This window comes from Ruegeria sp. CDSB022 (genome assembly GCF_059611145.1).
Genome location: NZ_JBXWOZ010000003.1, coordinates 236,642 through 263,146 on the forward strand (window position 1 = coordinate 236,642; position 26,505 = coordinate 263,146).

General features: G+C 56.3%; 29 protein-coding genes and 1 tRNA gene. 19 read left to right on the forward strand and 11 right to left on the reverse strand.

All coding sequences use genetic code 11. The features are described from left to right. Together AC2FIZ_RS08845 and AC2FIZ_RS08850 are read right to left on the reverse strand one after the other, a co-directional pair. On the reverse strand, positions 1 to 423 hold the full coding sequence (locus AC2FIZ_RS08845; RefSeq protein WP_142635642.1) for a tellurite resistance TerB family protein: 423 nt from the start codon (positions 421 to 423) through the stop codon (positions 1 to 3). An 81-nt stretch (positions 424 to 504) separates the two neighbouring features. Beyond that, complete coding sequence (locus AC2FIZ_RS08850) at positions 505 to 972, reverse strand: Lrp/AsnC family transcriptional regulator (RefSeq protein ID WP_246097185.1); 468 nt, start codon at positions 970 to 972, stop codon at positions 505 to 507. A gap of 106 nt (positions 973 to 1,078) precedes the next feature. Between AC2FIZ_RS08850 and phhA the strand changes: the two genes are divergently transcribed. The 5 genes from phhA (at position 1,079) to AC2FIZ_RS08875 (ending at position 6,817) form a co-directional block, all read left to right on the forward strand. Continuing rightward, positions 1,079 to 1,879, forward strand: a complete 801-nt coding sequence (phhA, locus tag AC2FIZ_RS08855; RefSeq protein ID WP_271948329.1) for a phenylalanine 4-monooxygenase — start codon at positions 1,079 to 1,081, stop codon at positions 1,877 to 1,879. Positions 1,880 to 1,886: 7 nt separating this feature from the next. Beyond that, positions 1,887 to 2,240: a 4a-hydroxytetrahydrobiopterin dehydratase gene (locus AC2FIZ_RS08860; protein ID WP_271948327.1), complete on the forward strand. Its 354-nt coding sequence runs from the start codon at positions 1,887 to 1,889 to the stop codon at positions 2,238 to 2,240. Between the two features lie 122 nt (positions 2,241 to 2,362). Next, on the forward strand, positions 2,363 to 3,937 hold the full coding sequence (locus AC2FIZ_RS08865) for a lysine--tRNA ligase (RefSeq protein WP_281972498.1): 1,575 nt from the start codon (positions 2,363 to 2,365) through the stop codon (positions 3,935 to 3,937). A 48-nt stretch (positions 3,938 to 3,985) separates the two neighbouring features. Further along, a complete protein-coding gene (locus AC2FIZ_RS08870) occupies positions 3,986 to 4,387 on the forward strand; it encodes a DUF4864 domain-containing protein (RefSeq protein ID WP_271948323.1) in 402 nt (133 codons plus the stop codon). Between the two features lie 141 nt (positions 4,388 to 4,528). Continuing rightward, complete coding sequence (locus tag AC2FIZ_RS08875; RefSeq protein ID WP_281972497.1) at positions 4,529 to 6,817, forward strand: glycosyl hydrolase family 28-related protein; 2,289 nt, start codon at positions 4,529 to 4,531, stop codon at positions 6,815 to 6,817. 43 nt (positions 6,818 to 6,860) lie between these two features. Here the strand turns inward: AC2FIZ_RS08875 and AC2FIZ_RS08880 are convergent, their stop codons facing one another. Then, positions 6,861 to 7,544 (reverse strand): hypothetical protein, encoded by a 684-nt coding sequence (locus tag AC2FIZ_RS08880; protein WP_246097186.1) that lies wholly within the window; start codon positions 7,542 to 7,544, stop codon positions 6,861 to 6,863. A gap of 123 nt (positions 7,545 to 7,667) precedes the next feature. Between AC2FIZ_RS08880 and AC2FIZ_RS08885 the strand changes: the two genes are divergently transcribed. The 4 genes from AC2FIZ_RS08885 (at position 7,668) to AC2FIZ_RS08900 (ending at position 9,419) form a co-directional block, all read left to right on the forward strand. Continuing rightward, entirely contained in the window at positions 7,668 to 7,988 is a 321-nt protein-coding gene (locus AC2FIZ_RS08885) for an antibiotic biosynthesis monooxygenase family protein (RefSeq protein WP_142635654.1), read from the forward strand. 71 nt (positions 7,989 to 8,059) lie between these two features. After that, positions 8,060 to 8,467: a universal stress protein gene (locus AC2FIZ_RS08890; protein ID WP_281972496.1), complete on the forward strand. Its 408-nt coding sequence runs from the start codon at positions 8,060 to 8,062 to the stop codon at positions 8,465 to 8,467. Positions 8,468 to 8,625: 158 nt separating this feature from the next. Then, positions 8,626 to 9,027 (forward strand): excalibur calcium-binding domain-containing protein, encoded by a 402-nt coding sequence (locus tag AC2FIZ_RS08895; RefSeq protein WP_496688891.1) that lies wholly within the window; start codon positions 8,626 to 8,628, stop codon positions 9,025 to 9,027. A 38-nt stretch (positions 9,028 to 9,065) separates the two neighbouring features. Next, positions 9,066 to 9,419 carry an MmcQ/YjbR family DNA-binding protein gene (locus tag AC2FIZ_RS08900; protein WP_142635658.1) on the forward strand — a complete coding sequence of 118 codons (354 nt, stop codon included), beginning with the start codon at positions 9,066 to 9,068 and terminating at the stop codon, positions 9,417 to 9,419. Positions 9,420 to 9,462: 43 nt separating this feature from the next. Here AC2FIZ_RS08900 and AC2FIZ_RS08905 read toward each other — a convergent pair whose 3' ends face one another. Next, positions 9,463 to 9,687, reverse strand: a complete 225-nt coding sequence (locus tag AC2FIZ_RS08905) for a hexameric tyrosine-coordinated heme protein (protein ID WP_142635660.1) — start codon at positions 9,685 to 9,687, stop codon at positions 9,463 to 9,465. Positions 9,688 to 9,797: 110 nt separating this feature from the next. On the opposite strand from AC2FIZ_RS08905, the gene AC2FIZ_RS08910 reads away from it, so the two are divergent. Then, entirely contained in the window at positions 9,798 to 10,244 is a 447-nt protein-coding gene (locus AC2FIZ_RS08910) for a MarR family winged helix-turn-helix transcriptional regulator (RefSeq protein WP_271948315.1), read from the forward strand. Positions 10,245 to 10,519: 275 nt separating this feature from the next. Beyond that, positions 10,520 to 10,810, forward strand: coding sequence for a hypothetical protein (locus AC2FIZ_RS08915; protein WP_282021601.1), 291 nt, complete (start codon positions 10,520 to 10,522; stop codon positions 10,808 to 10,810). 528 nt (positions 10,811 to 11,338) lie between these two features. Here AC2FIZ_RS08915 and AC2FIZ_RS08920 read toward each other — a convergent pair. From AC2FIZ_RS08920 to AC2FIZ_RS08930, 3 genes are all read right to left on the reverse strand, one after another. Next, a complete protein-coding gene (locus AC2FIZ_RS08920) occupies positions 11,339 to 11,857 on the reverse strand; it encodes a hypothetical protein (protein WP_496790912.1) in 519 nt (172 codons plus the stop codon). A gap of 80 nt (positions 11,858 to 11,937) precedes the next feature. Next, positions 11,938 to 14,124 (reverse strand): excinuclease ABC subunit UvrB, encoded by a 2,187-nt coding sequence (uvrB, locus tag AC2FIZ_RS08925; RefSeq protein ID WP_271948307.1) that lies wholly within the window; start codon positions 14,122 to 14,124, stop codon positions 11,938 to 11,940. Between the two features lie 81 nt (positions 14,125 to 14,205). After that, the gene (locus AC2FIZ_RS08930) at positions 14,206 to 14,685 is read right to left on the reverse strand and encodes an SRPBCC family protein (protein ID WP_281972492.1); all 480 of its coding nucleotides are present in this window, start codon (positions 14,683 to 14,685) and stop codon (positions 14,206 to 14,208) included. Between the two features lie 158 nt (positions 14,686 to 14,843). Between AC2FIZ_RS08930 and AC2FIZ_RS08935 the strand changes: the two genes are divergently transcribed. Both AC2FIZ_RS08935 and AC2FIZ_RS08940 read left to right on the forward strand, forming a co-directional pair. Then, positions 14,844 to 15,155: an ETC complex I subunit gene (locus AC2FIZ_RS08935; protein ID WP_142635668.1), complete on the forward strand. Its 312-nt coding sequence runs from the start codon at positions 14,844 to 14,846 to the stop codon at positions 15,153 to 15,155. Continuing rightward, complete coding sequence (locus tag AC2FIZ_RS08940) at positions 15,156 to 15,632, forward strand: GNAT family N-acetyltransferase (protein WP_142635670.1); 477 nt, start codon at positions 15,156 to 15,158, stop codon at positions 15,630 to 15,632. Here AC2FIZ_RS08940 and AC2FIZ_RS08945 read toward each other — a convergent pair. After that, positions 15,601 to 16,509 carry a LysR family transcriptional regulator gene (locus tag AC2FIZ_RS08945; RefSeq protein WP_281972491.1) on the reverse strand — a complete coding sequence of 303 codons (909 nt, stop codon included), beginning with the start codon at positions 16,507 to 16,509 and terminating at the stop codon, positions 15,601 to 15,603. The genes AC2FIZ_RS08940 and AC2FIZ_RS08945 overlap by 32 nt on opposite strands. 103 nt (positions 16,510 to 16,612) lie before the next feature. Between AC2FIZ_RS08945 and glyA the strand changes: the two genes are divergently transcribed. Continuing rightward, on the forward strand, positions 16,613 to 17,920 hold the full coding sequence (gene glyA, locus AC2FIZ_RS08950) for a serine hydroxymethyltransferase (protein ID WP_281972490.1): 1,308 nt from the start codon (positions 16,613 to 16,615) through the stop codon (positions 17,918 to 17,920). A 101-nt stretch (positions 17,921 to 18,021) separates the two neighbouring features. Here the strand turns inward: glyA and hutU are convergent, their stop codons facing one another. The 3 genes from hutU to hutI all read right to left on the reverse strand — a co-directional run bounded on the left by hutU (position 18,022) and on the right by hutI (position 22,541). Further along, positions 18,022 to 19,695 (reverse strand): urocanate hydratase, encoded by a 1,674-nt coding sequence (gene hutU / locus AC2FIZ_RS08955; protein WP_281972489.1) that lies wholly within the window; start codon positions 19,693 to 19,695, stop codon positions 18,022 to 18,024. 105 nt (positions 19,696 to 19,800) lie between these two features. Continuing rightward, the gene (hutH, locus tag AC2FIZ_RS08960) at positions 19,801 to 21,336 is read right to left on the reverse strand and encodes a histidine ammonia-lyase (RefSeq protein WP_281995361.1); all 1,536 of its coding nucleotides are present in this window, start codon (positions 21,334 to 21,336) and stop codon (positions 19,801 to 19,803) included. Further along, entirely contained in the window at positions 21,333 to 22,541 is a 1,209-nt protein-coding gene (gene hutI / locus AC2FIZ_RS08965; RefSeq protein ID WP_281995360.1) for an imidazolonepropionase, read from the reverse strand. The genes hutH and hutI overlap by 4 nt, the downstream gene beginning before the upstream one ends. A gap of 216 nt (positions 22,542 to 22,757) precedes the next feature. On the opposite strand from hutI, the gene hutC reads away from it, so the two are divergent. The 5 genes from hutC to AC2FIZ_RS08990 all read left to right on the forward strand — a co-directional run bounded on the left by hutC (position 22,758) and on the right by AC2FIZ_RS08990 (position 26,485). Beyond that, on the forward strand, positions 22,758 to 23,462 hold the full coding sequence (hutC, locus tag AC2FIZ_RS08970; protein WP_281995359.1) for a histidine utilization transcriptional repressor HutC: 705 nt from the start codon (positions 22,758 to 22,760) through the stop codon (positions 23,460 to 23,462). Between the two features lie 96 nt (positions 23,463 to 23,558). Next, entirely contained in the window at positions 23,559 to 24,362 is an 804-nt protein-coding gene (hutG, locus tag AC2FIZ_RS08975) for an N-formylglutamate deformylase (protein WP_496790913.1), read from the forward strand. 44 nt (positions 24,363 to 24,406) lie between these two features. Beyond that, on the forward strand, positions 24,407 to 25,783 hold the full coding sequence (locus AC2FIZ_RS08980; RefSeq protein WP_282027781.1) for a formimidoylglutamate deiminase: 1,377 nt from the start codon (positions 24,407 to 24,409) through the stop codon (positions 25,781 to 25,783). A gap of 187 nt (positions 25,784 to 25,970) precedes the next feature. Further along, positions 25,971 to 26,219, forward strand: a complete 249-nt coding sequence (locus AC2FIZ_RS08985) for a hypothetical protein (protein ID WP_282027782.1) — start codon at positions 25,971 to 25,973, stop codon at positions 26,217 to 26,219. Between the two features lie 188 nt (positions 26,220 to 26,407). Further along, positions 26,408 to 26,485, forward strand: a tRNA-Arg gene (locus AC2FIZ_RS08990). Positions 26,486 to 26,505 lie beyond the last annotated feature (20 nt).

Sequence of the window (26,505 nt, forward strand, 5' to 3'; positions counted from 1 at the left end):
TCAGGTCGTGTGCCGTGCCCGTGCGCCGCGCTCGATGGCAGCGGCATGCAAACGGTCGATGTCCAACTCGTAACGGATTTCCTCGAGCAGCCGCAATTCGGATTCTGCCAGCGTACCATCTGCAGCCGCAACATCACATGCAAGCGCATAGGAGGTTTCGTTCAGGCGTTCGGGCAGGTTGTCGCGAATCAGTCCAAACAGGGCATCCAGACCATCTTCTTGTTCAAACAGATCGAAGACGATCTGGGAAACGCGATACATCCGGTCGATGTCATATTCTGCAAAGACAGGCAGCATGTTGACCGCGCCCTCGATTTTGACCAGCTCGGCGGTGCGGATGGTCTCATCTGATGCAGAGATCGCAACCATAATCGCCACGAGGCAATCTTGAGGAGACATCGGGTGTGGCACTTGGTTGGTCATAGGGGTGTCCTGATTGAACTGTTCTGATCCCGCACGATAGGTGGGGCAGGGAATAGGTTCAACGGATTTTGGAGCGATAGATCAAAGAATGGGCAAAGGGCCACGTGTTTTCGTCTGCCGCAGTACAAAATTGCTGCGAGTGTCGCGGACTAACCCTGATTTCAACAGCCTTTGCATGATGAACGCCTCAAGATCTTCGGGTGTTTTCGAATAGACTTTCAGAATGAAGTCATGATCCCCGGTGATTGAGGCGCACTCGACAATCTGAGCCTCGGTCTCAACCAGCCGCAAAAACGAAGTGATGCTGTCTTCCTGATGATCGCGCAGCGCAACATGAACATAGGCTATTGCGTTCAGGCCGACGGATTTGGCGGGCACACGAGCGGTATAGCCTGCCACAACCCCGGCAGCTTCGAGATCGCGAACCCGCCGCCAACATTGCGAGGCAGACAGGCCGGTACGATCCGCGAGCTCTTGCATAGACAGACGGCCATCGGTCTGAAGCTCTTGCAGGATGGCGATATCCGCGTTTTGAAGCATTTGCGTCATATCTTTTGAGTTTGTGAAATGTTTCGTTCATATTGTATGATCCTGAAAAACATTCAAATGAAATTTTTCACGATGGCTGGCTATGCTCTTTTCAGGAGGAGCTTCCATGCCAAAGTCGACAAAATACGTCGCCAAGGTGGCCAATGCCGATGGTCACATCACATATACCGACGAAGAGGATGCTGTCTGGGCTGATCTTTATGCCGCTCAGCAAGAGAACATACAGCGCTATATGGCGCGTGATTATCTTGAGGGGCTGGACCGGCTGGAGCTTCCGAAAACCCGTGTTCCATCATGCGCTGATATTTCTGAGAGACTTCTGGATATGACAGGCTGGAAAGTGCAGCCTGTACCCGCGCTGATCGGGTTCAAGACCTTCTTTGGCATGTTGGCCGACCGGGTTTTCCCGGCCGCCTCGTTTATCCGGTCCCGCGAGGATTTCGATTATATCGAGGAACCGGACATCTTTCATGAAATTTTCGGCCATACTCCGTTGTTGAGCGATCCGCGATTTGCCGCTTTCAGTCACGCTATCGGATTGGCGGGGGTGCAGGCCGGTGAAAAGGACTATGCTTGGCTGATCCGGCTGTATTGGTTTTCGATCGAATTTGGCCTGCGGAGGCAAGACGGCGCGATCAAGGCGTTGGGATCGGGGCTTGCCTCATCCCCGACCGAACTTGTCTACGCGGTGGAAAGCGAAATACCCGACCGGGATCCCTTTGACGTTCTGACGATCCTGCGCACGCCCTACCGGATTGATATGCACCAGATGGGCTATTTCGTGCTGGACGACCCCGAGGAACTGTTTGCTGCCGCCGATCGGGATTTGCTGGCGGATGTGCATAAGGCGCAATCACTGGGCCTGTTGCCGAATAAGTTTCCCGAAAAGGCAACAGCGGCGGAGTAAGCTGGACATGACCACATCAGAACAAACCTGCACCCTATCGGATCGGACCTGTGCCCCTTGTTCCGGCGGCATTCCAGCTTTGAACCGTGATGCGGCAAGCGCGCATCTGGCTCAGTTGACCCCGGACTGGTCGCTGGATGCGGATGCAAAAACTCTCAGCCGTCATTTCAAATTCAAAGGCTTTGCCAAGGCGACCTATCTGGCAAACCTTTGCGCCTGGCTGGCCGATCAGCAAGGGCATCATCCCGACATCAGATTTGGATGGGGATATGTGGATGTTCAGCTGACGACCCACGAAATTGACGGCCTTAGTGAGAATGATTTCATCTGGGCGGCCAAGTTGGATCAGTTAGTCGTCTGAGGCCAGTTTCCAGACAGGAAAAACAGCTTGCTTTATTGACTCATGCTGCACCGGCACAATAGGAGGGGTCGGTCGGCGGCAAACGAAAGCCGACGCTGTTTTCCCGATGGAGCTTAAAGAAAATGTCTGAACTGCGTGAAACCGCGATGTCGTCCAAGGCTTGGCCTTTTGAAGAGGCGCGCCGGTTGCTCAAACGCTATCAGAAAGGGGCTCCGGACAAGGGGTATGTGTTGTTCGAGACGGGCTATGGCCCGTCCGGCTTGCCGCATATCGGGACATTTGGCGAGGTGGCGCGGACCACCATGGTCAAGCGTGCGTTTGAGGCGCTGTCGGATATTCCGACCAAGCTGATCTGTTTCTCGGACGATTTGGACGGTATGCGCAAAGTGCCCGGCAACGTGCCGAATCCCGAAGCGCTTGAAGAGCATTTGCAGCGTCCTCTGACTTCGGTCCCTGATCCGTTCGGCGAATACCCAAGCTTTGGCGAATACAACAACGCAATGTTGCGCCGGTTCCTCGACACTTTTGGGTTCGAGTATGATTTCTATTCGGCGCGCGACTTTTATCGCTCGGGTCAGTTTGACGAGATTCTGAAGCGGGCGGTCGACAACTATGATGCCGTAATGGCCATCATGTTGAAAAGCCTGCGAGAAGAGCGGCAGCAGACCTATTCGATCTTCCTGCCGATCCACCCCGAAACAGGTCGGGTTCTGTACGTGCCGATGAAAAAGGTCTGCGCCGAGACCTATACCGTCACCTTTGATGACGACGACGGCAAGGAATGGACGCTGCCAGTCACGGGGGGCAACGTAAAGCTGCAGTGGAAGCCGGATTTCGGTGCGCGCTGGGCCGCTCTGGGCGTCGATTTTGAAATGTACGGCAAGGAACATGCCACCAACGAAAAGATCTATGACGCGATCTGCCGGGCGTTGGGTGGCCGTGCGCCAGAGCATTTCAGTTATGAGCTGTTTTTGGATGAGAACGGTCAGAAGATTTCGAAATCTTCGGGCAATGGCGTCTCGATCGACGAATGGCTGACCTATGCACCGACTGAGAGTCTTGCGTATTTTATGTATCAAAAGCCTAAGACCGCCAAGCGGATGCATTTTGATGTGATCCCCAAGGCCTATGATGAATATCATCAGCAACTGCGGGCCTATCCGGGGCAGGAGCTGAAGGCGCAGTTGAACAATCCGGTGTGGCATATCCACGGCGGGGAGGTTCCTGAATCGACCCTGATGGTGCCGTTTGCGATGCTGTTGAATCTGGCGTCGGTTTCGGGGGCTGAAGACAAAGAGGCGCTGTGGGGGTTCATCCGCCGCTATGCGCCTGAGGCCACGGCTGAGACGCATCCTGATCTGGATCAGGCGGCGGGCTTTGCGGTCCGCTACTTTAACGATTTCGTCAAGCCCACCCGCCAGCACCGGGCGCCGACGGATCAAGAGCGCGAAGCGCTGGAGGCGTTGAAAGCAGAGCTGGCGGCATATGACGGACCGATCGAGGATGAGGCGCTGCAATCGGTGGTCTACTCTGTCGGGCGCGAGCGGTTTGACCCTATGCGGGGCTGGTTCACCGCGCTCTACGAGGTGTTGTTGGGCGCATCCCAGGGGCCGCGATTTGGCGGGTTTATCGCGCTTTACGGCGTGCCGGAAACCATTGCGCTGATAGACAAGGCGCTGGCTGGAGAGCTGGTCTGATTTGACCTGATCGCGTGTGGGGCTATCCTTCGATCAGGAGGTGGCCCCATGCGTCGTTTATTGCTTGCTGTATCTTTGAGTGCCGGACTGGCATCAGGAGCCTTTGCCCAAAACGCCGAGATCGAGGCGAATATCGCGGGGCAGATACAGGCATTCAAGGCGGATGATTTCGCAACCGCCTTTACCTTTGCCAGCCCCACCATCCAGCGCCTGTTCGGAACGCCCGAGAATTTCGGGGTCATGGTCCGGCGTGGCTATCCAATGGTCTGGCGACCTGCGGATGTGCGGTTTCTGGAACTTCGCGAAATTTCAGGGGCGTTGTGGCAGAAGGTGATGATCACGGATGGCGACGGGCAGGTTCACATTCTGGACTATGAGATGATCCCTCAGGAAGAGGGCTGGAAAATCAATGGCGTGCAGCTTTTGGGCAATTCGGATCCGGCGGCGTAACGCAACACCACCGTCACGGTGATATGAACGGCGGTTAATTCCTTTTCGATACTCAGACTTTTGCGTTCGGGGTGCGTGGCCCTGGGCACTGGGTTTATGCGCACGGCGACTGACCGCAGCGCGATTGGGAAAGGGATTTCTATGAATAAGGCAATCACTGACGGCATCGTATTCATGCCGCCTGTTTTCGCATCCGGTCTGAACGTGTGGTCGAGCGGCGATGGTACTCCGGGTTCGCCAACCTATGACGGATCGGGGAACGGCGTATATGTCCCGGCCGATGCGGATTTTGGCGGATGTCTGGAAATCCTGAAGGTAAACGCAACACAACAGCTGCGCTATATGGGCCAGACACCGCTGCTGCCGGGATGCTACTTGCAGATCAAAGCTCGGGTAAAAGCGATTAGCGGCCCCTTGCCCGAAGTTCGTATCGCCGCCTGGGCGGGCGGGGCAGGTGATGTTCAGGTGCCGGGCGTGGTCGAACAGGGCCCGGAAACACAGCTGTCCGGGTACGGCACCGTGCATGAAATCACTGCGATTGTGGGCGCGGGGCAACGGACGGGTGTGGATATGCCTTGGGGTGTTTCCACCCTGTACGGGCATTTCGGGCTGGATATTGAAGGCACCAACGGCGCTGTGGTCCGGATCGACGATATCGAGATTACGGATGTCACCAATGTGTTCCTGCGCGACATGATCTCTCTGGTCGATATCCGTGATTTCGGGGCGGTCGGTGATGGTGTAGCGGATGACACAGCAGCGTTTGTCGCCGCTGATCAGGCAGCGAATGGACGACGTGTCTTTGTCTCGGATGGCACCTACCTGTTGACGGAAAACACGACGATCTCGTCTGAGATTGAATTTGAGGGCATGGTCACAATGCCCGATGACAAGATGCTCTTGCTGACGAAGAACTTTAACCTGCCAGCCTATATCACGGCCTTCGGCGCCGAGGACCTGGCATTCAAAAAGGCCTTTCAGGCTTTGCTGAACAACTCGGATCATGAATCGCTGGATCTGGGCGGGCGCAAGATTTCGGTGAGTGAGCCGATTGACATGGCAGCGGCGGTTCCGAACAAACAAACAGGGTTTTCGACACGCCGGATCATCCGCAATGGCCAGTTCGATGTTCAAAGCAGTTCGGCCTGGGGCACCGAGACATTCACATCTCTGGCAACCTACAGCCCATCGGACCCAACGCGTTTGACCAATGTTGCGAATGTTGCCAACATTCCTGTCGGCGCGCTGGTGCAGGGCAGCGGCGTTGGCCGCGAGATCTATGTCCGGTCCAAGGATGAGGGGGCGGGAGAGATCACTTTGAACGCGCCGATCTATAACGCATCCGGGACGCAGACATTTACCTTTTTGTCTTTCAAATATCTGCTTGATTTCAGCGGTTTCAGCACGTTGCGGAAGTTCGGAATGGAAGAGATCGAGTTTCAATGCAATGGCCGCTGTAGCGCAATCCGCCTTGCGCCGTCAGGCAGCACATTTGCCATAACGAACTGTTTTATCAGCCGACCTTTGGATCGCGGTATCACCTCGATCGGTACAGGGTGTCAGGGCATGTTGGTCGATAATTGTCAGTTCCTGTCTTCTGAAGAGTCCTTTGACGTCTCGGATCGCAAGTCGATTGCGTTGAACTCAACGGCCAATGACATCAAGTTGCGCCACAATCGCGCGGTTCGTTTCCTGCATTTTGCGGTGCTGGCAGGGACCAACAACATGGTCTTGGGTAACCATTTTTTCCAGGGAGACAGCATCGCTCAGGGGGTGAGCTCGGCCGGTTTGGTCATGATCGGAACTTACAACAGCTCGACCATCGCCGAGAACTATGTCGATAACTGTTTTGTCGAATGGACAAATGAGCGGGATTCAGACCCAGTTTACACCGCTGGCTTCTCATTCAGCGCCATGAGCATTACCGACAATATCTTCTACTCGAACGAGGTCGCGCCCTGGTTCAGCAGCATTGTCATTCGTCCCTATGGCGCCGGGCATTTCCTGAACGGCGTCGTCGTGACGGGAAACAAATTCCGGTCCATCAACGGAGGGATCGACCGGGCCGAACGCGTGGACACGACATTCGCTGGTCTGAACAACACAGCCCATTTGAACGTGACGTTTGAAAACAATACGTTCCATGGTGTCACTGCTAAAACCGCAAATCCACTGAGGGTACGGCACGCACAGAACACAGCTGCAACGGCGTGGACGGTGTCTTCTGAGGATCGGTTGCCCTTTGGTGGCAAGGCGCGCAGTTGTGACTCGGTTACCGTTCTGGGACCTTTGAAGACAGCGCTTGGGTCAACAAAATATTCGCACCCCTATGTCCTGCTGGAGCACGGGGTGGATGGATCTGATATCCAGTTACGCTGGCCTGAGGGTCTGAAGGGCGAGGTTTCAGCAATCCTGAGGATGGAGCGCTGACGGTGCGGGCGTCTGCCGGAATTAATGTAGGAACGGATTGGACTTAGAATTCGTTCCACAAAGCCAGTTTGATGCCCGTGTTTTTGCGGGCATCATTTCTTTCCACCCCCAGAACCCAGGTAGTAGAACTGTCTTTGGTTCGGATCATGACCGAGGGGCGTGCCTTCCAATATATCGAGTGCCCAGACCTGTAGGCCGTTTCGATTTGGATTAGGGGATTGATCAACCTGTCCGATGAAAGCCCTGTTGTCAGGTCGAGCTTTCGATAGATGTCATCATGTGTTCGGTTTTCGATGGCGGCATCAATCGCGATCCAACCGCTTCCCAAGGCGCTCTGGAATCCTTTGCCGTAAGACAGCGTCACTTTGTACTGTGCCCAGGCCCGTTCATGTTTGTGATATGCACCGGCACCAAATTCAGCAGCGAACCGACCCCATTGGCCCAAATCCGCTACTGGGACACGGGCAAAGATGAGTGCATGGCCATAGAGGTCTTGGTTTTGTTCGAAATCAAAGCCGACCGTCAGGTTCTGGCTGTATCCCCATTCCGCATAGAGAGAGGTTTTATAGTCGTACCCATCCTCAGGGAGTCGAAAAGCTGTCAGTGAGGCGGCTGTGAATGCTGCATCCTTTTCTCGCAGCCATGCACCTGACCAGGCAGGAGAGGCCATCAGCAACAGGTGCAATATCAGGGCAATGCGATACATGCTTGCAGCTTCCGTCAGCATGGTTAACGGAGTGTTAGTGTTTTGTTTATTTTTCGAATTGAAAAGAGCGCGCCTAGGCCAAAAGGAAACACAAGACCTTTCAGAATCCTGTGTTAGGTTTGAGACAGACAAGGGAGTTTCAAGATGCCAAAGATTTCCAAAAACGCTACTGTGCAGACCGTAATCACAACATTTGAAATGACGCCTGGCACCTGCCAGGATCTGCTTGAGGCGTTGACGGATGCCTATGCCAGCTTCATCTCAAAGCAACCTGGATTTGTTGCAGCGGGATTGCACGTGAACGACGCCCAGACCCGGATTGCCAATTATTCGCAATGGGAGCGTCGCGAGGATTTTCTGGCCATGCTGCGTACGTCAGAAATGCGTGATAGAAACCGTAAAATCAACGAGTTGTGCAAGAGTTTTGAGCCCGTCATGTACGATGTTGCGGAAACCTTCAACTGATCCTGACCTGGATCAAGGTCACGCGTCTGGTAATCGACCAGTATACTTGAGCAACCAAGGAGGCGCGTGCCATGTATCACAATATTCTTGTACCAATATCATTCGACGACGCGCGTGATATGCCGTCCGCATTGAAACTGGCGCAACTGTTGGCGGCACCCGAGTCACAGGTCACGCTGCTGCACGTGGTCGAACATATACCGGCCTATGCCAGCGCTTATATGCCGGTCGGGTATCTGGACGATGCGCGCAAGGCCGTTCAGGCCGAGTTGGATGCGCTGGCGGAAAATATTTCGGGCGCCCGCGGAGTCGTTGTCGAGGGGCATTCCGGTCGGACGATCCTTGACTGGGCCGACGTGAATAAGCCGGATCTGATCATCATCGCGTCTCATCGACCAGGTATGCAGGATTTGCTTTTGGGCTCCACCGCTACCCATGTTGTCCGCCACGCTGCATGCTCAGTGCACGTGGTGCGTTAGGTCTCTGCCAGATCACAAGCGAGCAGCCAAGAAATTGGCCGGTCTGTCTTGTTTGCTTGGCCCAGGTTCGTAGAGCGTCCTGCATCGTGACAGAGTTTCACAGATATGTTTGTCCCTTAGGTATCGGCATCCCACGGATACTGGTGTATTGATCGGGAATGCAGCCAGAAAAGACCACTCCCAAGGCGCTGTTCACGGATCCGAAATCGGCCAAACGTGTTCAACGCGCCGAAGCTCTGCGCCGGCGCGCATTGTCACCGGTGCGGATTCTGCTGATGGTCCTCATGTTGCCGCTGACGACAGGCATCATTGCCCTGAGCGTCTGGTTGCGCACTTCAGAATTCGAGCGTGATGAGGCGGTTTTACATCTTGTTGCCCTTGCCGGATGTGGTGCTGCGCTCTCGGTTCTTCCTGGTCCGTTTCTGGAGGGCGAGCCGGGCTATCACCTGCAAAACGATCCCGATCAGGATGGTGTGGCCTGTGGGGTGATTGCCCCGAATGTAGAACAAAGCGCTGCCCCTCAAAAACGCGTTGGCAATGCCAAATTCGTGAGGCCCTGACAGGTGGGTAAGGACTTCGGAACAAAGAGGCTGAGCCGATGACGCGAGCAGAGTTCAACAGTTTCTGCGCGGGCCTGAAGGCCAGCTCTCATGTGGTTCAATGGGGCAACGCAGACGTGTGGAAAGTGGGGGGCAAGGTATTTGCGATCTGCGGCTGGAACGACGGTCAGGACGCCTTCACCTTCAAAGCCACTGAACTGGCCTTTGAGGTGCTGAGCGACGAACCCGGAATTCGCCCTGCGCCATATCTGGCCTCGCGCGGGATGAAATGGCTGCAGGTCTATGAGGACCGCGGGATGAGCGACACGTCGCTGCGCGAGCATATCGTGACGTCCTATGATCTGGTCGTGGCCAAGCTGACCAAGAAGATGCGGGCGGAACTGGGCGTATAGGAATGGGTCATTCCTTCCGCCACCCAGCCCATTTCACCTTTACTCACTTGCGCCAATAGTTGTTCGCTGCCGCCACAGTCTGGTAATTTGTCGCCACGACATGCGACACCATAGTCAGGCTGTCCGCATCGTTTTCGTAGATCGGCCTCAGGCGCTGACGAATCTCGTCATTGGGCTGCGTCTTCTTAACCGCCATCCGTGATAGTTTGATTGCCAGGTCAAATCCCTCCTCGGGTGTCTCGGTGATGAGCGTTGGTAGCCAGGACATGTGTTGTCTCCTATATCGCGTACAATAATATCGAGCACGATATAAACTGCCTTGTGGGCGTGGGTCAATGAATTATATCGTGCACGATATAAGCGAGCGAAGGTGCTGCCGTGACAGATTCTCCGACCCAACCGAAGACCGACGAGATGTTTTGCCATGCGGTCTATACGTCATGGCATGTGATCAACCGCGCTTATAAGAGACACCTCGGCCCGCTAGGGCTGACCTATCCGCAATACATCACCCTGACCCTGCTGTGGCAGAGAGACCGGCGAAATGTCAGTGAGTTGGCCAACGCGTTGTCGATGGAAACCAGCACGCTGACCCCGCTGCTGAAACGCCTTGAGGCCGACGGGCTTGTCGACCGCACCCGTAGCAAAGAGGACGAACGCCAGGTTGTTGTTTCTCTGACCGGGGCGGGATCGGCCTTGCGGTCTGTGGCGCATGAGATCACCGCCTGCATGATCGCCGATACCGGGCTGGACGAACCTGACCTAGACCGCCTTTTGAATACGCTGGAGAAGCTGAAAGCTGGCTTGTCACAGGCCGGCAATTAGTACAGGCCGCAAACACGGTGAACGGCGCTTTGGTAGTTCGGGTTCGATCTGGCTGCGGCTGTGGAATCACAATATGTGAATTCAGATGTCGAGCCTTCCGCGCTGGGCAGCAACTCTGGCGTGTCAGTGGCCCAAATACAGTGAGGCGTATGGTTGAAAATGGCCACAAATCACGCGTATCAATGTGAGATTTCGGGCTGCCGTGCTAGGTTGCGTGCGGCGGGGTCGTTCCGACCGCGCCACATGGCGATATCGCCGGACGAGGGAGGAAGATCATGTTCGCACGTATTACTCAATTCAAGATGAAGCCCGGCACGCGTGAGATGGCGACGGCGAAAATGAACGCATTGAAATCAGAAATCATGGGCATGCCCGGCATGCACAGCTTTACCAATGTGATGAACGAGGACGGGTCGGGCTATGTGATCTCGGTTGTTGAAAGCGAGGCGACCTCGAACGCAAACGCACCCAAAGTGGCCGAGCTGTGGGGCCATTTCGCCGAGTTCATGGAAAGCCCGCCGACCCCCGTCGGCTATGACGTGGTCGCGCACTGGGATAAGGGGTAACGGTTTGGGCGGGGACATCCCCGCCCCTTTTGTCCGAGGGCACGTGCCCGACCTTCGGCCAGCGCAAAGCGCGTGCCCTTCACCCGGTGAAAGGCGCATTGGACCTAATGCGTGCCGGGCAGGGTACACGAGTTCGTCATGGCAACCGTTTGGCCTCACAATTTGTGATTTCAAACGTGGAGGAGTGCGCGCTGGGCTGCAAGTTTGAAGTGTCTGTAAATTCCATCACGCGCTCGCTCAAAACTAGCTTTGCGAGCGGTAAATGACCCGGGCGAAAGCAATAGCGATCAGGCTCAACAGCTCGCGTGCAAAAAGCAGTAGGAGAAAACCTACCAAAACATATGGAGCGCGCGGATGGGCCCAATAACCGGGTTCAAAGAATGTGAGTAGCAATGAAAAAAGCAGAAAGAGAAGCTTCCCTTTGGTGCCGTTGGTGAAGACGCTACCGAAGCGGACCCCTTCATAGTCGCGCAAACAGGGGCCAACTCTGCCCCGGAGACGACATATGATCGAAGGCGGACTCAACGATCAGCTTACTTTAAGAGCAAGTTTGAGGTCCTCGATTGCCCCTATCTGAGATCGGGAAAGCTGGTTTCCGGCCAACGGCGTCAACACTTCCTGCAAACGGTCCCAAGATTGCCCAGAGCCAATTTTTCTCAGACGACGCCCCAGTCTTGGTACCGCATCGCTGGGGCCGTTGCACTGTGTCATCAACCAGCGGCCAAGAACTTCCATTTCCTTTGCTTCTTCCTCAGAACAGCGCAGTTTCGTGCGCAAAAGAACGTGGAGCTGTTGACGTTGCTCAGAAGTGGGCAGGTCATCCAGCTCAATAAAAGCCTGAGATATTGCACAGATTGCAATGCGATCATCGTCGATCCCCTCGACAGGATGGGCGTTGGCGACACTTCGAAAAGCCAGTCTTCTGGGCGCATTCCTGATGGTTGTCGCAACGTCTTGCGCCGTGTTGAGCGCTTCTCTCGGGTTGTTGCGAATCCACCACCATATTGCGCCGCCAATAGCGGTCAGGATGAGAATAACAATCGGCAAATCAATGATCTCCAGAAGTTCAATTGGCGACGATCATCTATCGGTTTTTGTCGTATTGCAACTTTCAGTTGCGGGCATGCCTACCGCTTCCTCCGCTTCACATTCCCACCCCTTTGCCCCGGCTTGCCAGCCGTTGACCGTCCACGCGATTTCACCGCGTCTTCCGAGGCTTTCTCGACCGCCCATTGGCGCGCCATGGGGTCGTCGGCGATGGCCAGATCGACTGCTTCCAGGCGTTTGATCTCGTCCCTAATATTGGCGGCCTCTTCGAATTCCAGATTCTCGGCAGCTTTGCGCATCTTGTCGCGCAGCCCGTCCAGATGCGCCTCAAGATTCGCGCCGTGCATCGGTTTGTCGATGGTGGCGGTGACGCGGTTCATGTCGACGTCGCCTTTGTAGAGACCGGCCAGAACATCCTCGACGTTTTTCTTCACCGTTGCTGGGGTGATGCCGTGTTCTTCGTTATAGGCGATCTGCTTGGCGCGGCGGCGATCGGTTTCGTTCAGCGCGCGCTCCATGGAACCGGTGATCTTGTCGGCATACATGATCACCCGCCCGTCAGCGTTCCGCGCGGCGCGGCCAATGGTCTGAACCAGTGAGGTTTCCGAGCGCAGGAAGCCTTCTTTGTCGGCGTCCAGAATGGCCACCAGCCCGCATTCCGGGATGTCGAGCCCCTCACGCAGCAGGTTGATGCCGATCAGAACGTCGAAGGCCCCCAACCGCAGGTCACGCAGAATCTCGATGCGTTCCAGCGTGTCGATATCCGAGTGCATGTAACGGACCCTGATGCCCTGTTCGTGCATGTATTCAGTCAGGTCCTCGGCCATGCGTTTGGTCAGGGTGGTGACCAGCGTGCGATAGCCATCGGCGGCGACCTTGCGCACCTCGTCCAGCAGATCGTCGACCTGCATGCCGACAGGGCGGATTTCGACCTCGGGATCCAGCAGGCCGGTGGGGCGGATCACCTGTTCGGTGAAGACGCCGCCGGTCTGTTCGATCTCCCACTTGGCAGGCGTGGCAGAAACGAACACGGATTGCGGGCGCATGGCGTCCCATTCCTCGAACTTGAGGGGTCGGTTGTCCATGCAGGATGGTAGGCGGAACCCGTGTTCGGCCAGGGTGAATTTACGCCGATAGTCGCCCCGGTACATGCCGCCGATCTGCGGCACGCTGACGTGGGATTCGTCGGCAAAGACGATGGCGTTGTCGGGGATGAATTCGAACAGGGTCGGGGGCGGCTCGCCCGGCGCGCGACCGGTCAGATAGCGCGAGTAGTTTTCGATTCCGTTACAGACGCCGGTGGCCTCCAACATCTCCAGATCGAAATTCGTGCGTTGTTCCAGACGTTGCGCTTCCAGCAGTTTGCCCTCTCCGACCAGTTGATCCAGTCGGATGCGGAGTTCCTTCTTGATGCCGATGATCGCCTGGTTCATCGTTGGCTTCGGGGTCACGTAGTGCGAGTTGGCGTAAACCCGCACCTGTTCCATATTCGCGGCGCGTTCACCGGTCAGCGGGTCGAACTCGGTGATGGTTTCCAATTCCTCACCGAAGAACGAGAATTTCCAAGCGCGATCTTCAAGGTGGGCGGGCCAGATTTCCAGGCTGTCACCCCGCACCCGGAACGAGCCCCGCTGGAAGGCCTGATCATTTCGGCGGTATTGCTGGGCGACCAGATCGGCCATGATCTGGCGCTGGTTGTATTCACCGCCGACCTTCAGGTCCTGCGTCATCGCCCCATAGGTTTCGACCGAGCCGATACCGTAGATGCACGACACTGAGGCGACGATGATTACGTCATCGCGTTCCAACAGCGCGCGCGTGGCCGAGTGGCGCATCCGGTCGATCTGTTCGTTGATCTGGGATTCTTTCTCGATATAGGTGTCGCTGCGCGCGACATAGGCCTCGGGTTGGTAGTAGTCGTAGTAAGACACGAAATACTCGACCGAGTTTTCCGGGAAGAAACCTTTGAACTCACCATAGAGCTGCGCCGCCAGTGTCTTGTTGGGCGCAAGGATGATGGCGGGTCGCTGGGTTTCCTCGATCACTTTGGCCATTGTGAAGGTCTTGCCCGTCCCGGTCGCGCCCAGCAGGACCTGTTCTCTTTCGCCGTCGAAGATACCGTTGGTCAGCTCTTTGATCGCGGTGGGCTGGTCGCCTGCCGGTGAGAACTCGGTATGCATGACGAATTCTTTACCGCCTTCCAGTTTCAGGCGGGCGCGGACGTCATCAGCAGTCAGCTGAGTCTTGTCGGAATGGGCGTAAGGCATGGGCAGGCTCCGGGTCAGGCCCCTACATTTGTTCTTATTTTGTCCAACTGCAAGACCTGATCCGATCTAGAAACGGCAGTTTCAGTAATACGCAAACCGATGATCCGGAATTTGATCCGAACGCACCTTTTCTTCAAGCGCTTTCAGGTTGTCACCCAGGACACGCCCCATCATCGCTTTCAGCACAGTCTGCCCTATCAGCCATCCCAATGGGCCAAACTTCATTTGATAATCTATGCTCCAGACTACTCTGGATTGGTTGTTGGCAAGGGGTTCAACGGCGATTGCTGCATGTGCTTGGGTCAGAGGCATTGCAGACATCTCAGACAAGCGGACACGGTAGCCCCGGTTGATTTGCCAATCCGTGACTTCTTCGACCAGAGACGTCCCATTTTCAAAATGGCATCGTCGTTTCGATCCCACCCCATCCGCACCTTGTGTTAGCGCATCTACTGATGTCACCTGCGGGGCGAAATCGTCGATATGCATGAACCGGCTCAAAATGGCCCAGATATCTTCGGGTCGGGTATCAATGTCGAGGCTGCGTTCGTGGTGGATCATCTTGCTGTCCTTGTTGTGGCGTTTGAATGATTATACCATTCCCCTAATGACAGTTTTCGTCATCAGAACATCCTTGTCCTCCGCGACATTTGCCACCTTGTCCCAGGCCTCGCTCTGACGCATAAACAACTTCAGCCAAGTGAGTACGGAGAGGCGACATGCGCGCACGGATCTACCAGCCTTCGCGGAATGCGATGACATCGGGTACGGCCAAGACCCGGCATTGGGTGTTGGAATATGCCCCAGCATCCACGCGCGAGGTTGATCCGTTGATGGGCTGGACGTCTTCCAGTGACACCCAGACCCAGGTGCGTCTGAATTTCGACACCAAGGAAGAGGCGCTGGATTACGCCAAGGACAACGGTATCGACGCACAGGTCAGTGAACCGCATAAACGCAAGCCGAACCTGCGCGCGCGCGGTTATGGCGAGAATTTTGCCACCGATCGGCGCGCACCCTGGACGCATTAAATGATCGACATTCGCGAGGCTGACCCAACCTCCGACGCATTGCGCCCGGTGGTCGAGGCGCATTTTGCCCATAGCGAAACCGCCGGGCCAGCCGAGAGCAATCACACGATGGATGCCAGTGCCTTGGCCGGGCCCGGAATGCGGTTCTGGGCTTTGTATGAGGGTAACAAGGTGCTGGGCTGCGGCGCGCTCAAGGCGCTGCCGGATGGGACCGCCGAAGTCAAATCCGTGCATATCCTTGCCACCGCACGTGGCCGCGGTCTGGCGCGAGTGATGATGACCCATCTTGCTGATCACGCACGGGTCGAAGGGACCTCGGCGCTGGTTCTTGAGACGGGCGCCGATCATCTGTCCTACTACGACGCCGCGCGCAGGCTGTATGAAGCGCTGGGCTATTCCTATTGCGGCCCGATCTACGGCTATGAGGCCGACCCCAACAGCGCCTTCATGCGATTGGATCTAAAGCCCGCAGAATAGGCCGGTTGTTGGCACTATCTTCGTTCAGCAATGCCACGACCTGTTGCGTTTCGAGCCGTTGCCGCGTTGCGCCAGGTATCTGGACGAACAGAAAGCGGCCCGTTGGGCAGGTGTATTCGCTTGCAGACTTAAGAGCGCCGCTTGCCAGGGCATCCTCAAGCAAACATAGATGCCCCATCAGGATACCCGCACCTGCCTTCGCTTCTTCCACGGCCAGGCTGTACAGAGAGAACTGCGGCCCGGTCTGCGCATCCTGCAGTTCAATTCCCGTGTTCTGTGACCAGATTGTCCAATCGTCGTTCCAGGTCTGGTCATGCAGAAGGACGGTGTCGCCAAAGTGGTTCATACGTTCAATCTGGCTAGGCGCGCCGACCGGAGAGATGAGATCGGGGCAGATGCAAATCTGCTCGGGCTCAGCATCGGGTTCGCCAATGAATATGGCCAGATCGAACAATTCCCGATCAAGACTGGGTGGGTTTTCCATCGCGGTCACCGAAAAATTGATATGCGGAAACTGCGCCCTGACCCGGCTTAGCCGTTTTGGTAGCCAAAGCTGCGCAACAGATGGCAAGGCGGCGATATGAAAATCGGCGTTGGGTTTGAGGTTGCGGAGGGCACGCGCCGCCTCGGCCAACCCGTCGAACGCCGCAGAGAATTCAGCCACCAGCGAAGCCCCGGCCTTGGTCAGTTCCACCCCCTGCGCGTTGCGCCGAAACAACGCGGTACCTGCCCAGCCCTCCAATGTCTTGATGTGCTGCGAAATCGCTCCGGGCGTGACGCTCAATTCCTCAGCGGCGGCGACAAAGCTGACATGACGTGCGGCAGCTTCAAAGGCGCGCATTGCATTCAGCGGGGGCCCTTTCGGGCGTTTGGGCATGACACTCATTTCAAGCCTTAGTTTTTCTACGCCAAGAAATAGCAAATCTGCTTTGCGCTGTCACGGAATGGCTGCCACCATGCTGCAAAACGGAGGACGTCCAATGACGCTTGCACAACGAGATTGGGTGCCGAGCACCAGCGAAACCCTGATTCAGGACATAGCGGCGACGACGGCGTCCGCAACGTCTGCCGATCTGCTGGCCCGAATCGAACAGCTGGCCGAGCAGAACCGAGTGATCCATGAGGAAGAGTGCTTTAACCTCAACCCTGCGACCAATGTGATGAACCCGAAAGCCGAAGCGCTATTATCCTCTGGCATCGGGTCGCGCCCCTCTTTGGGGTATCCCGGTGACAAATACGAAATGGGACTGGAAGCGATCGAGGAAATCGAAGTGATCGCGGCCCAGCTTTGCGCGGATGTGTTCGATGCCAAATTCGCCGAGGTTCGTGTGCCTTCTGGTGCGATTGCCAACCTCTATGGCTTTATGGCCACCTGCAAACCGGGCGACACAATCATTGCGCCGCCCGCATCTCTAGGCGGGCATGTGACGCATCATGTCGATGGCTGCGCCGGCTTATACGGCTTGCGCACGATAGAGGCCCCGGTGAATGCCGATGGCTATACCGTTGATCTGGACCAACTGCGGGCGCTGGCACGGGCCGAGCGGCCCAAGTTGATTACGATTGGTGGCAGCCTGAACCTGTTCGAGCATCCCGTGTCCGAAGTGCGGTCCATCGCCGATGAGGTCGGGGCCAAGGTCATGTTCGATGCGGCCCATCAATGCGGCATTATTGCCGGGCGCGCCTGGTCCAACCCGCTGGCCGAGGGCGCGCATTTCATGACGATGAGCACCTATAAAAGCCTTGGTGGCCCTGCAGGTGGGCTGATCGTTTCGAATGATGCAGAAATCGCCAAAACGCTGGACGCTATCGCCTTTCCCGGCATGACGGCCAATTTTGATGCGGCGAAAACTGCCGCGCTTGCGGTCACGATGCTGGACTGGAAAGACTTTGGCGCGGCCTATGCGAAAGAGATGATCGCTATGGCGCAGGCATTGGCTGCGGCTATGGATGCACAAAATGTGCCTGTGTTCGCTGGGGCCGAGGGCTTTACCAACTCTCACCAGTTTGCCGTTCTGGCCGAGCCCTTTGGGGGCGGGCAAGCGGCCTCAAAAACCTTGCGCCAAAGTGGGTTCCTTGCCTGTGGCATCGGTCTGCCTGTGGCGGTGGTTGAAGGTGATATGAACGGTCTGCGGATTGGCACGCCCGAGCTTGTCCGCTGGGGGATGACCGCAGGCGATGCGGATCGTCTGGCGGGGTTGATCAAACAAGGTCTGCAAGGCGCGCCGATTGCCTCCGAGGTTTCAGCCTGGAGACGCGCGTTCAACACGCTCTGCTTTGTCCATTAGATCACCGTTTCCGAAAGCAACCGGCGCGCACGATGTTTTGTGATCGTTCAATCCCGGCCTTCACAAATGAATGGCCGGGATCTGTTCCGGTTGATCCAGGCTTAGTTTCCCAGAATTCCAGGCAGGCGCAGCCCGTGTTCACGAGCGCAATCCTTGGCCAGGTCATAACCAGCATCGGCGTGACGCCACACGCCCGAGGCAGGGTCGTTCCACAAAACGCGCTCCAGGCGTTTGGCAGCATCATCGGTGCCGTCGGCGCAGATCACCACACCCGCATGCTGGGAAAAGCCCATGCCAACGCCGCCGCCATGGTGCAGAGATACCCAAGTCGCGCCCGAGGCGGTGTTGACCAGTGCATTTAGCAGAGGCCAGTCCGAGACCGCGTCAGACCCGTCCTTCATCGCTTCGGTCTCGCGGTTGGGCGAGGCGACTGAACCGGAATCCAGATGGTCACGACCAATGACCACCGGCGCGCTTAGCTCGCCCGTTCTAACCATCTCGTTAAACGCCAGACCCAGGCGATGTCGGTCACCCAGACCAACCCAGCAGATACGCGCAGGAAGGCCTTGGAATGCGATCCGTTCGCGCGCCATATCCAGCCAGTTGTGCAGATGCGTGTTATCGGGCAGCAGTTCTTTGACCTTTTGATCGGTCTTGTAGATGTCCTCGGGGTCCCCCGACAAGGCCGCCCAGCGGAACGGGCCAATGCCACGGCAGAATAGCGGACGGATATAGGCAGGCACAAAGCCCGGGAAGGCGAAGGCGTCTTCCAGACCTTCCTCAAGCGCCATTTGCCGGATGTTGTTGCCATAGTCGATGGTTGGAACACCGTCATTGTGAAAGGCGACCATCGCCGCGACCTGTACTTTCATCGAGGTGCGGGCTGCCTTTTCGACCTCTTTCGGGGCGGTTTCAGCCTTGGCGCGCCACTCGGCCACGGTCCAGCCCTGCGGCAGGTATCCGTTGATCGGGTCATGCGCGCTAGTCTGATCGGTGACGATGTCGGGCTTGACGCCGCGCTTGTGGATCTCGGGGAAGATATCGGCGGCATTGCCGATCAGCGCCACGGATTTGGCTTCGCCCGCTTTGGTCCAACGCTCGATCATATCCAGCGCCTCGTCCAGGCTGTGGGTTTTCTCGTCGACATAGCGCGTGCGCAGTCGGAAATCGGCGGATTTCTCGTCGCACTCCACGGCCAGACAGCAGGCACCCGCCATCACAGCAGCCAGTGGCTGAGCACCGCCCATACCACCCAGACCCCCGGTCAGGATCCAACGGCCTTTCAGACTGCCACCATAGTGCTGGCGTCCTGCTTCCATGAAGGTCTCATAGGTGCCTTGGACGATGCCCTGCGACCCGATGTAAATCCAGGAACCCGCAGTCATCTGGCCATACATCGCCAGACCTTTCTTATCCAACTCGTTGAAGTGATCCCAATTCGCCCAATGCGGCACCAGGTTCGAGTTGGCAATCAGCACGCGCGGTGCGTCCTTGTGGGTTTTGACGATGGCGACGGGCTTTCCCGACTGCACGACCAGGGTTTCGTCCGCTTCCAGGTCTTTCAGGCTGTCGACGATCAGGTCGAAATCCTTCCAGGTTCGCGCGGCCCGGCCAATGCCGCCATATACTACCAGCTCGTGCGGGTTTTCTGCCACGTCAGGATGCAGGTTGTTCATCAGCATCCGCAGTGGTGCTTCGGTCAACCAGCTTTTGGCATTCAGTTCGGTCCCGGTTGGCGGATAGATGTCCCGGCTATTCTTACGAGGATCGCTCATCGATCATTCCCTTCAGATTGGATAGAGCCCGACAGGGCAAGGGCATTGAAGTTTTCAATCATGTGTTTCGGCTGCGGTCGCGCGCCATCATGGCAAAGACCGCCATCAGTTAAGGCCCGGCAAAGAGGCGTTCAGCGCGTTCAGCAACGCGCCCGACGCGACTAATTCCTTTGCCGCTTTCAGGTCGGGCGCCATATAGCGATCCTCTTGCAGGCTCGAAACATCCTCGCGCAGCCGTGCGATGGCCTGTTGCAGCAACGGGCTCGTCTGGAGGGGCGCACGGAATTCGATGCCACGCGCGGCGCAGAGCAGCTCGACCCCAAGGATGTGGTTGAGATTTTCGACCATGCGGGCCAGCCGCCGCGCACCATGTGCTGCCATCGAGACGTGATCTTCCTGATTGGCGGAGGTGGGTGTTGAATCGGTGACACAAGGGTTGGCCAGATGCTTGTTCTCGCTCATCAAAGCGGCTGTCGTCACCTCTGCAATCATCAGGCCGGAATTCAATCCGGGTTCAGGTGTCAGGAAGGGCGGAAGATCGAAGCTGAGCGTTGGATCGACCATCAGAGCAATACGCCGTTGACTGATCGCGCCAATCTCGGACAATGCCAGCGCAATCATGTCAGCAGCGAACCCAACGGGTTCCGCGTGAAAATTACCACCGGACACGATCATATCCGCTTCGGTCAGCACAAGTGGATTGTCTGTTGCAGCATTCGCTTCGATCAAAAGGGTTTGTGCGGCCTGTCGCAGGACATCCATCGCCGCACCAGTCACCTGCGGCTGACAGCGGATGCAATAGGGATCCTGAACACGTGTATCATCATCCCGGTGACTTTCTCGAATTTCGGATTGCGCCAGTATCTCACGCATCGAACCTGCCGCTTCGATCTGGCCACGATGTCCTCGCAGCGCATGGATTTCGGGCTGCAGCGGAGCGGTTGATCCCATGATGGCATCGGTGGACATGGCCGAGATGACCAGCGCATTGCGCACAGCACGCCAGACTTCGAACAGACCGGCAAGCGCATAGGCCGTTGAAAACTGTGTGCCATTGATAAAGGCCAAACCTTCCTTGGGGCCAAGCTCGATCGGGGACAGGCCAGCCTTTGCAAGCGCCTCGGCACCCGGAAGAATTTCGCCTTTATATTCCGCCTCTCCCTCACCGATCACCACTGCGGTCATATGTGAAAGAGGTGCCAGATCGCCTGACGCGCCAACCGATCCTTGATTTGGAACAACAGGGGTGACGCCTTTTTCCAGCATGTCTTGCATAAGCTCGATCAGTTGCCAGCGGACGCCAGATGCGCCACGGCCAAAACTCAATAGCTTAAGAGACATCATAAGCCGAACCATCCGGCGGGGCATCGCGTTTCCTACGCCGCAGCAATGGCTGAGGATCAGGTTTCGCTGCAAAGTGGCGGTGTCTTCAGATTTGATCTTGAGACTGGCCAATTTGCCAAAACCCGTGTTGACGCCATAAACCGGTACATCACCCGCAGCGGCGATAGCGATCCGTTTCGCGGCCGCCTCGACCGCAGGACGACACGTCGGATCAAGTATGACCGAGGCTTCATCCCGATAGATGGTTTCAAGCTGAGGCAGAGTAGCCTGCCCGGGCGCCAGAGTGAGAGTTGTCACGCTTGACCTCCAAAGATGCGTTTGTGAAGCGGGTTGAACCCGATACGATAAGAAAGCTCGGCCGGACGGCCCACATTCCAGACCGCCAGATCGGCCCGCTGACCCGCGGCGATCATACCGCGATCACTCAAACCAAGGGCACGCGCTGCGTTACAGGTCACGCCCGCAAGTGTTTCCTCTGGCGTCATGCGGAACAGGGTGCAGCCCATATTCATGGTCAGAAGAAGAGATGTCAGGGGGGATGATCCCGGATTGCAATCGGTTGCCAGTGCCATTGGGACATCGTGTTTGCGCAGCAGCTCAATCGGAGGCTGACGCGTTTCACGCAGAGTATAGAACGCACCGGGCAGGATTACGCCCGCTGTTCCCGCCTGGGCCATGGTGATCACGCCGTCTTCGTCAAGATACTCGATATGATCCGCAGACAATGCGCCATAGGAGGCGGCAAGCTGCGCCCCGCCCAGATTAGAAAGCTGCTCGGCATGCAGTTTAACCGGAAGGCTAAGCGCAGCGGCGGCGTCAAAGACACGGGCGATCTGTTTGGGCTGAAAGGCGATCCCTTCGCAGAATCCGTCAACCGCATCGACCAGCCCTTCTACATGGGCGGCTCGCAAGGTCGGAATGACGACCTCGTCGATATAGGCGTCATCGCGCCCCTTGTACTCTGGCGGAGTCGCGTGGGCGCCCAGATATGTGGTTTGAACAGAAACCGGGCGACGTTTTCCAATTTCGCGCGCGGCGCGCAGCATGTTCAGCTCTGTCTGTTGTTCTAGCCCATAGCCGGACTTGATTTCGATAGTGGTCATGCCCTCTTGGATCATCGCGTCGACGCGGGGCAATGCACTTTCTATCAGCTCTTCCAGGCTGGCGGCCCGTGTCGCTTGAACGGTTGCGTTAATACCGCCTCCGGCGCGCGCAACCTGTTCATAGCTTGCACCATTCAGGCGCATTTCAAACTCTTGGGCGCGGTCGCCGCCAAATACAACATGGGTGTGGCAGTCGATCAAACCGGGCGTCACAAGGCGTCCGTTCAGATCCTCGGCCTCAAGCTCAGTATATTCATCGGGCAGATCGCGTCTGGGTCCGACCCATTCGATAAACTCACCTGATATTACGATGATGCCATCCTCGATTAGCCCATAAGGGCCCTGCTGGCTGGCTTGTGTTGCAATTTTTGCGCCACGAAGGGTTGTTTTACCAGTCATGAGAATCTGATCCCAAGTTGCACTGCTTCTGAAATAGGTATACTGATTACTGCATAATGTGTACACAAAATAATGAAAGGCATCGCGCCGAAGCCGCCTTCTTGGAGTCAAATTAGGTGGAGGTCTTAAGTGCGGGGCAGAGTTACATGCTTCATTGCAGATGTCTTATGTGTATGTATAAGCCAAATAAGGCCGGTTTTTGAGTTGGGGAGTTTTATGGCAAGACCTCAGGGGAACATGAGCTTTCGGGACATCAAGCAGGTGGTTTTGGATCGAATCCAAACCGGTATCTGGAGCCCGGATTCCATTTTGCCAAGCGAGATGGATTTGGCCGCTGAATTCTCAAGTACACGAACAACGGTCAACCGGGCGTTGAGAGAGCTTGCCGAAGAAGGATACCTGGAAAGAAAACGCAAGGCCGGCACGCGGGTTCTGAATTCTCCCATTAGAAAGGCGCAATTTGCGATCCCTTTGGTACGTGACGAGATAACGGCCACCGGTGCGGCCTATCGGTACTCTTTGGTGGACCGAGAGGTGCAACCCGCACCGTCCTGGCTGGCATCACGCCTCGACCTGAAAAAAGAGCAGGACGTCTTGCACCTGCGATGTATGCATTATGCCGACAACGTAGCGTTTCAGCTTGAGGTGCGATGGATAGTTGCCGACGTTGTACCTGAAGTGTTGGAGGAAAGTTTCGATCAATCGGGGCCGAATGACTGGTTGGTTAACAGGGTGCCATTCAGCAATCTGGAGCTTAGTTTCATGGCGACCAAGGCTGATGGTGAAATCTCCAAGTTCCTGGACACGCCACCTGGCGACCCGATCTTTACTGCCGAACGCATTACCTGGCTGCGTCACGCGCCGGTGACATATGCCAAGCTTTACTTTGCGCCGGGATACCGGATGACGACGCATCTCTGATCTGACCGGAGTCCAGCTTTTGGGGCGGTAAAAAATGTCGGTTTTCGTCGGTCTGCCGAATTATGGGCTGACAGAACATCAAACAAAGGGAACGCGATGGCTGTTCAGAATCTGATGACGTTTAAGGTGGGTGCAACGCCGATTTTGCTGAATGTCCCACATGCCGGAACCTTGCTGCCTCCGGAGATAGAACGCCGTTTGCGACCCGCCGCGCTGGAGCTGAAGGATACGGATTGGCACATGGACAAGCTGTCGCTGCCTTGTGCCGAATTGGGTGTGGGTGTCATGGCGGCGCAGTATTCGCGCTATGTGGTGGACCTGAACCGTTCAGCTGATGACGCGCCGCTTTATTCCGGTCCGACAACCGGCCTGATATCGCAAATCGATTTTGACGGTCAGCCGCTTTATCTGGAAGGGCAAGAGCCAGATGGGCAGGAGACACAGGCGCGCATCCAATCCTATTGGGCACCGTATCATCAGGCGCTCAAGGCTGAGATTCTGCGGATCAGGGCGCAGTTTGGCACCTGCATACTGTTGGATCTGCATTCCATCCGTTCCGAAGTGCCAAGGCTGTTTGATGGGGTGCTGCCGGATTTGAATCTGGGCACAAATAGCGGGGCCAGCACAGCCGCGCGCTTTGAGGCCTGCGCCGAAAGATCGCTGGGGTCCGGCCAATACAGCTTTGTCAAAAACGGCCGCTTTAAGGGAGGCCATATTACCCGGCACTATGGCCAACCCGACCAGAACATTCATGCGCTGCAACTCGAAATTGCACAGTCCGCCTATATGATCGAGCACGCCCCTTGGGACCTTGTGCCCCCTAAGGCAGAGGTGCTTTTCGCCGCGATCAAGAACCTTGTTACCGCGTTGCTGGATGAAGTTAACACCACCCGTGGATGACCCAAACAGACTCGCCGATACGGCAGCCAAGTAAAGGAAAGTGGATGACAACTGGATTTCATTTCAAACAGGCACTGACGGACCAGGGCTGGCTTAGCAATATCTCCGTAACCGTTACGGAATCTGGTGAGTTCGGAGCACTGGTCGCGGACGACAATCCCAACGCCTATCCGGTGATTGAAAGCCCGGTTGTGCCGGGCATGCCCAACCTTCACAGTCATTCCTTTCAATACGCGATGGCGGGGTTATCAGAAGTGCGCCGGAATCCGGTCGACAGCTTCTGGTCCTGGCGCGAAATGATGTATTATTTCGCTCATAATGTATCGCCCGAGGACCTGCAGGCAATCACTGCCAAGCTGTATATGGAATTGCTCAAAGGCGGTTATACCGAGATTGTCGAGTTTCATTATCTGCACAATGAAGAAGATGGAGCGCACTATGCCCAATCTGAGGAGCTGTCTTCTGCAATTGTCTCTGCTGCAGATCGAACGAGCCTCAGCCTGACGCATCTTCCGGTGTTTTATGCACACGCAAATTTCGGCGGCGTGTCTCCGCAAGATGCTCAGAGGCGATTCACCAACACACGTGATCAATACGCTTTGCTGATCGAAACCCTGAAGCAGCAGCATGAAAAGCTTAACCTCGGAATCGCGCCGCATTCCCTGCGCGCCGTAACCGAGGATGAAATGTCATGGCTTATGGAGCTTCGGCAAGACCAGTTGCCGGGGTGTCCAGTTCACATCCATGTGGCCGAACAGACCAAAGAGGTGGAAGACAGTATCGCCCATAGTGGCAAACGCTCTGTTTCGGCGCTGATGGACCAGGTCCAGATTGACGCCGCGTGGTGCCTGATCCATGCCACCCATCTGGATGACGCCGAGGTTGCGGCCATTGCCGCTTCGGGCGCGACCGTAGGTCTGTGCCCGCTGACGGAATCAAATCTTGGAGACGGGATTTTCCGGGCGGTCGATTTCGTGGCAGCAAATGGCCATTTTGGTATCGGCTCGGACAGCAACATCTGTACCCAGGCAGTTCAGGAGCTGCGCACACTGGAATATAGTCAGCGCCTGCTGCACCGGCAGCGCAATGTTATGTGCTCCAAGGACATGCCCAATGTTGGCGGTTATCTCTGGCAGACCGCCGCCCAGGGAGGAGCGCGTGCAGCCGGGCGCAATATCGGCCGTATCGCAGAAGGGTGCCGTGCCGATTTTGTAGAACTGTCTTACGATAGGAATGGTCTGATGGCGGCGGTGTCGCCCGGAGCCTTGCTGGATTTCCACATGTTCTCGGGTCAGCAGGCAGAAATCATTGCCGTCTATGTTGCTGGTCAAAAGGTCATTGAAGATGGTCAGCACCCCGATCACGAGTCCATCGACGCCGGATATATTTCCACCATACGTCGGTTGGCGCAAAAACTATGATGAAGGGTGAATAGAACCAACGGAACTCATTACTGCGCGAGCTTAAGAACCTTGGGGCACTTGGTGCTGGTCAGGCTGAATACATTGTCCGAGATCGCCGAGGAATTTTCTGTCACCCAGCCCATTGGTTTCGAACATTCCAGTTGGTTCGCGCCTTCCGTACCTTGTCACATCAATGGCGCGCGTGATGCTGGCGGATCTGAGCGAAACGGAACTGGATCACCGTACCCCCCATGACGGGTCTGGGCATGTGTGCGGTGCTATTAACAATTCCGGCCACCGCAATCAGCTGGGATCTGCAGAAGATCTGATCAAACAGGTTTGCCACTGCGCGGCACAATATCAAATTGCAGTGATGCAGGTGGCGGCATCCCAGTTTGCCGATGTATTCCGTCATCGTGACAGGCTGCATATGCGGCCTGAATTAGTCTGGTAAGTTCGACTCGGTTAGGGCCTTTTGAGGCATGGCTTCGAGGTGCAGTCCACCCAGCAATCAAGGTACCTGTATAAGCTTGCTCCGGTCAGAGATAATGCTGAAATCAGAGAGGTTTTTTGCCCCAAAACCTCATCTCTCCATCAAGTTGACAAGGCGAGGGATTTGGCTGATACAGCCAGAATATGAGCGGGCCGTTAGCTCAGCTGGATTAGAGCAGGGAACTTCTAATTCTCAGGTCGGGGGTTCGAGTCCTCCACGGCTCGCCAAATGCACAATTCCTAATTGA

Coding starts and splice junctions, on each gene's coding strand:
- AC2FIZ_RS08885 (WP_142635654.1), top strand. CDS start 7,668: ATGCCAAAGATTTCCAAAAACGCTACTGTGCAGACCGTAATCACAACA.
- hutU (WP_281972489.1), bottom strand. CDS start 19,695: ATGAGCGATCCTCGTAAGAATAGCCGGGACATCTATCCGCCAACCGGG.
- AC2FIZ_RS08860 (WP_271948327.1), top strand. CDS start 1,887: ATGACCACATCAGAACAAACCTGCACCCTATCGGATCGGACCTGTGCC.
- AC2FIZ_RS08905 (WP_142635660.1), bottom strand. CDS start 9,687: ATGTCCTGGCTACCAACGCTCATCACCGAGACACCCGAGGAGGGATTT.
- AC2FIZ_RS08985 (WP_282027782.1), top strand. CDS start 25,971: ATGCTGGCGGATCTGAGCGAAACGGAACTGGATCACCGTACCCCCCAT.
- AC2FIZ_RS08875 (WP_281972497.1), top strand. CDS start 4,529: ATGAATAAGGCAATCACTGACGGCATCGTATTCATGCCGCCTGTTTTC.
- AC2FIZ_RS08895 (WP_496688891.1), top strand. CDS start 8,626: ATGCAGCCAGAAAAGACCACTCCCAAGGCGCTGTTCACGGATCCGAAA.
- hutG (WP_496790913.1), top strand. CDS start 23,559: ATGGCTGTTCAGAATCTGATGACGTTTAAGGTGGGTGCAACGCCGATT.
- AC2FIZ_RS08890 (WP_281972496.1), top strand. CDS start 8,060: ATGTATCACAATATTCTTGTACCAATATCATTCGACGACGCGCGTGAT.
- AC2FIZ_RS08930 (WP_281972492.1), bottom strand. CDS start 14,685: ATGATCCACCACGAACGCAGCCTCGACATTGATACCCGACCCGAAGAT.
- uvrB (WP_271948307.1), bottom strand. CDS start 14,124: ATGCCTTACGCCCATTCCGACAAGACTCAGCTGACTGCTGATGACGTC.
- AC2FIZ_RS08880 (WP_246097186.1), bottom strand. CDS start 7,544: ATGCTGACGGAAGCTGCAAGCATGTATCGCATTGCCCTGATATTGCAC.
- AC2FIZ_RS08980 (WP_282027781.1), top strand. CDS start 24,407: ATGACAACTGGATTTCATTTCAAACAGGCACTGACGGACCAGGGCTGG.
- glyA (WP_281972490.1), top strand. CDS start 16,613: ATGACGCTTGCACAACGAGATTGGGTGCCGAGCACCAGCGAAACCCTG.
- AC2FIZ_RS08940 (WP_142635670.1), top strand. CDS start 15,156: ATGATCGACATTCGCGAGGCTGACCCAACCTCCGACGCATTGCGCCCG.
- hutI (WP_281995360.1), bottom strand. CDS start 22,541: ATGACTGGTAAAACAACCCTTCGTGGCGCAAAAATTGCAACACAAGCC.
- AC2FIZ_RS08935 (WP_142635668.1), top strand. CDS start 14,844: ATGCGCGCACGGATCTACCAGCCTTCGCGGAATGCGATGACATCGGGT.
- phhA (WP_271948329.1), top strand. CDS start 1,079: ATGCCAAAGTCGACAAAATACGTCGCCAAGGTGGCCAATGCCGATGGT.
- AC2FIZ_RS08870 (WP_271948323.1), top strand. CDS start 3,986: ATGCGTCGTTTATTGCTTGCTGTATCTTTGAGTGCCGGACTGGCATCA.
- AC2FIZ_RS08900 (WP_142635658.1), top strand. CDS start 9,066: ATGACGCGAGCAGAGTTCAACAGTTTCTGCGCGGGCCTGAAGGCCAGC.
- AC2FIZ_RS08845 (WP_142635642.1), bottom strand. CDS start 423: ATGACCAACCAAGTGCCACACCCGATGTCTCCTCAAGATTGCCTCGTG.
- AC2FIZ_RS08865 (WP_281972498.1), top strand. CDS start 2,363: ATGTCTGAACTGCGTGAAACCGCGATGTCGTCCAAGGCTTGGCCTTTT.
- AC2FIZ_RS08945 (WP_281972491.1), bottom strand. CDS start 16,509: ATGCCCAAACGCCCGAAAGGGCCCCCGCTGAATGCAATGCGCGCCTTT.
- hutC (WP_281995359.1), top strand. CDS start 22,758: ATGGCAAGACCTCAGGGGAACATGAGCTTTCGGGACATCAAGCAGGTG.
- AC2FIZ_RS08915 (WP_282021601.1), top strand. CDS start 10,520: ATGTTCGCACGTATTACTCAATTCAAGATGAAGCCCGGCACGCGTGAG.
- AC2FIZ_RS08850 (WP_246097185.1), bottom strand. CDS start 972: ATGACGCAAATGCTTCAAAACGCGGATATCGCCATCCTGCAAGAGCTT.